Annotated in this window: 3 protein-coding genes and 1 pseudogene; all 4 read right to left on the bottom strand. The window is 70.2% G+C overall.

Features of this window, described 5'->3' with window-relative positions; genetic code table 11:
• A partial coding sequence (locus tag ACTWQJ_RS49900) for a Y-family DNA polymerase (protein WP_443312970.1) occupies positions 1-515 on the bottom strand: 515 nt, incomplete at its 3' end.
• Between the two features lie 118 nt (positions 516-633).
• Complete coding sequence (locus tag ACTWQJ_RS49895; protein WP_443312969.1) at positions 634-1,278, bottom strand: MerR family transcriptional regulator; 645 nt, start codon at positions 1,276-1,278, stop codon at positions 634-636.
• Positions 1,279-1,540: 262 nt separating this feature from the next.
• Positions 1,541-2,014 carry a bifunctional nuclease family protein gene (locus ACTWQJ_RS49890; protein WP_004002801.1) on the bottom strand — a complete coding sequence of 158 codons (474 nt, stop codon included), beginning with the start codon at positions 2,012-2,014 and terminating at the stop codon, positions 1,541-1,543.
• Between the two features lie 472 nt (positions 2,015-2,486).
• A pseudogene (locus ACTWQJ_RS49885) lies at positions 2,487-2,707 on the bottom strand (MerR family transcriptional regulator); the annotation flags it as partial.

The following is a 2,707-nucleotide window of genomic DNA, read 5'->3' as shown; positions in this document are numbered from 1 at the left end:
GTCCCCGGCTCGATCAGCACCAGCCCGTCGGGCTTGGCCTGCTCGGAGGCGATCTTCGCGAGCATCTTGGAGGCGGCGAGGCCGACGGACCCCGTGAGCCCGGTCACGGCCCGTATATCGGCCCGCAGCTTCATCCCCGCCAACCGCGCCGACTCCTCGTCCCAGGCCGCTCCCCCGGCCTCCAGGTCCACGAACGCCTCGTCCAGGCTCAGCGGCTCCACCAGCGGCGACAGGGCCCGCAGCAGCTCCATCACCTGCTCGCTGATCGTCCGGTACAGCCCGAAGCGCGGCACGAGATACGCGGCGTTCGGCGCGAGCCGGCGCGCCTGGGCCATGGGCATCGCCGAATGCACCCCGAACACCCGGGCCTCGTACGAGCAGGTCGCCACCACCCCGCGCGGCCCGAGTCCGCCCACGATCACGGCCTTCCCGCGCAGGCTCGGCTTGGATGCCTGCTCCACCGAAGCGAAGAAGGCATCCATGTCGAGATGCAGGATCGTGGGCGTGGTTCTCACATCTCCGATGCTGCACCACGCCACTGACAATGCGGCGGCACGACCATGACAGCGCGGCCTGCACACCTACCGACGCGGTGCCCAGCAGGCCACCAGAGGTGCCGGACAGCTGCGTCGCTCAGACGGCCCGATTGCGCCGTCGTGCCAGCTCATCTGCCGGGTTGTGCCCGACGAGCGTCTCGCCGGTGTCGATGCGCTCCCCGTGCAGCTGTGACAACGCGCTCTCGACGTCCCGCCACACCACCCCGACCGCGATGCCGAAGATCCCCTGGCCGCCCTGGAGGAGCGCATGGACCTCGTCGGGCGAGGTGCACTCGTACACGGTTGCACCGTCGCTCATCAGCGTCATGCGCTCCAGGTCGCGGAAACCGCGTTCCCTGAGATGCTGCACGGCCGTGCGGATGTTCTGCAGCGACACCCCGGTGTCGAGGAACCGCTTGACGATCTTCAGGACGACGACGTCCCGAAAGCTGTACAGGCGCTGCGTCCCGGACCCGTAGGCGGGCCGCACGCTGGGCTCGACGAGCCCGGTGCGGGCCCAGTAGTCCAGTTGCCGGTAGGTGATGCCGGCGGCCGCACAGGCCGTCGGACCGCGGTAGCCGATCTGCTCGGACGTCATGGACGCCGCCCCTCCGCTGGTGGGAATGGGCGTCGGTCGCTGCGGAGTGTGATCGGCCGCCCTGCCGTGGAGCGGGTACGGACCGTTCTCCCCGAGACTGCGTCCGGGGGCGCCCCCACCCGTACCGTCGCCGCTGCTTCTCACGCCGACCTCCGTCCTTGACCTGCCTTCTCGACGGTAGGCAGTCACCAAGGGTGCGTCAACGATCGCCACACTCGGCACGCCGAGTGATAATCACCCTAAGAGTGGTTTCCCGCACCCAACCGCGGGGAAAGGCTAGCCGAATGCGCTTGCGGGGAGCCGCGGGACGCCCTCACCGGCCGCCGGCAATTGCCGGTACGGAGGCCGTCAGCGACCGGGGGACGACCCATCGAGGACTTTCACGTCCGCCTGGGCCGACCACGTCTCACTGGCTGCTGGTGCCGAAGTCCTCGGGCGAGATCTGGTCGAGGAACTCGCGGAACTTCTCCACCTCGTCCTCCTGCTCGTCCGGAATCGCGATACCAGCGTCGTCGAGCACGCCGTCGCTGCCGTAGATCGGCGTTCCGGTGCGCAGGGCCAGCGCTATGGCATCGGACGGACGGGCGCTCACCTCGACCCCGCTGGCGAAGACCAGCTCGGCGTAGAAGACACCTTCACGCAGATCCGTGATGCGCACTTCGGTGAGCTCCTGGCCGACGGCCTCCAGCACGTCCTTGAACAGGTCGTGGGTCAGCGGTCGCGCGGGGGCCATGCCCTGCTGGGCGAAGGCGATCGCCGTCGCCTCCCCCGGCCCGATCCAGATGGGGAGGTAACGGTCGCCTCCCACTTCACGCAGGAGCACGATCGGTTGGTTGGAGGGCATTTCGACCCGGACACCTACGACATCGAGCTCGTTCACACAGCAACCCTAGGCCGTGCCCGGGACGTTTGGGTAGTCGGGCCGACATCGGAGCCCCGATCCGGCCTCCCCCAACCCCCACCGGCCCACCCGACGCCCCCCGGCAACGCGCCCGCTCCCTCCCCAGACCCATGCCGCTTCCTCGACGAAGCCCCTGCACCGGGCAACACGGTCCCGATACCGCCCGGCCCGAAGCCACCCTCAGCCCCACACCGCCCTGCACGAACCGCGCGAACGCCCCGAGGCCGCCCCCACCAACCCACACGGCGCCTCCGCAGATCACACCGTCCCAGCCCCGCTTAGCCCCGCATGCCGTCCGAAGTCCTCAGCCGCCAACCGCACGGCGCCCGCCGACAGATCGCATCGCTCCTGCCCAGGCCCACGCCGTCCTCCGCGGCCCGTCCAGGCTCGTCCGCCGATCCGAGCCGTACAGGCCGCGAGCCACACGCCCCTGCCGGCAGGCCGCCCTCGGTCAGGGCAGTCGCACGCCCAGCGCCGTCTGCACCAGCGCCGCGTGCAGCTTCACCGTGAGCCCCGCCAGCTCCTGCACACGGGCCTCCGCGTGCGCCCTGGTCTGCGGATTGCGATGCCGCTTCAGCGGAGCCACCACCTGGTCCACCAGCCCGGCCTCACGGTCGGCAGCCGCTTTCATCACCCGCAGGTGACGCGGCTCGATGCCGAAGTGTCCAAGCT

Source organism: Streptomyces sp. KR55 (assembly GCF_052245645.1).
GTDB classification, from domain to species: Bacteria; Actinomycetota; Actinomycetes; order Streptomycetales; family Streptomycetaceae; genus Streptomyces; species Streptomyces flavusporus.
The sequence above is the reverse complement of the archived record's forward strand: the minus strand, read 5'-3'. Positions and strand labels throughout refer to the sequence as shown.